This window comes from Arhodomonas sp. KWT, from assembly GCF_010993615.1.
The window spans coordinates 1-1234 of the sequence record NZ_WNXE01000489.1 but is presented as its reverse complement, the minus strand read 5'-3'; the positions used below and the strand labels follow the sequence as shown (position 1 = coordinate 1234).

The 1234-nt window shown below is 76.3% G+C and carries 1 protein-coding gene; it reads right to left on the bottom strand.

Going from position 1 to position 1234, the window contains the following annotated elements; translation table 11 throughout:
• A partial coding sequence (locus G7A99_RS20135) for a cobaltochelatase subunit CobN (protein WP_205599954.1) occupies positions 1-1208 on the bottom strand: 1208 nt, incomplete at its 3' end.
• Between the last annotated feature and the right edge of the window lie 26 nt (positions 1209-1234).

Here is a 1234-nt window from a genome sequence, read left to right as displayed (position 1 = left end):
ATGGCATTCACCTGTGCGGGCAGCGGGTGGGTCACGGTGAGCTCGATGCCGGTGAGCGGATCGATCCGGGGCGGCTCGGCGGCGGCGAGCACCATGGGCTGGCTCACGCCCTGGAACTCGGGCATGGACAGCCGATAGTGGACGCTGTCGACGGGCAGGCCGTCCGGGGAGAGCCGCCATTCGCCCTCGGTGCGTTTGCTCAGGCGGATGCCCTGGAGCACCGGCACGTCCAGCGACTCCAGCGCCCGGGTGGCGGCCTCGCGGCCGTCGCCGCCGCCGATCACGAACCCCTGGAGGCTGATGATCGCGCCCAGCGGGGCGTCGCCGAGGCGCTGCTCCAGGGTCTCCAGCGCGGTGACGCTGGCCCGCCCCCAGCGTGCGAGCAGCACCAGGCACTGGGGGCCCTGCTCGCGCACTGCCTCGCACAGGGCGTCCAGCAGGGCGCGCTGGCCGGCGCTGTCGCCGGTGTCGTGGTCCAGTACGGCGACCACGGGACGCCCCGCCTCCAGGCCGAGGGCGTCCGCCGGGACGACCTCGCCGTCGTGGTAGTAACGCAGCGGCGCCCGGGGCTGCGGCTCGGGTACGCGCACGTCCGCACCTGCCTCCCGGGCCAGGTAGGCGAGCAGGCCGGCGGCATTGGCCGCACCGCGGCCGCTCCAGTAGGCGTGGGCGGCGAGCCAGCCGGCCTGGGCCGGGTGCTCGGCGGCGAGCCGCCGGCGCATGGCGGCGGGGTCCTCGTCCGCGCCGGGATTGGCCGTGAGCGCGTCCAGGGTGGCGTCCTCGAGCCCCGCCAGCGGCTGCCTGCCGCCGAGCCGCGTGAGCCGGTTGATGGCGCGGTCGCTGCTCACGCCGATCACGGCACGGGGGCCGCGGTCCCGCTGCACCAGCCGGCGCAGGCGTGGCACCACCGCGTCGCCGAACACGGCGGCGAGCAGCACCGCGTCGGCGCGCTGCCACAGCGCGGCGAGCTCGGCGTCAGAGAGTCCGGCGATCTGCCCGGTGGTGCGCAGCACGATCTCATGGCCGGTATGGTCGGCGGCATAGCGCTCGGCGCCGGCGGCCAGCCGGGGGGCAGAGCGCTCGGAGACGATCCCCAGCAGGACCGGGCCGTCGCCGTCATCCGCGGCCGGCGAGGGGCCCGGGACTAGCCCCAGGAGGAGGAGCGCCGTGGCGGCGAGCCGCCGCCACGGGAGACCGGTGATGGACATGGCCGCGGCTTAGCTGCCCGGCTGCC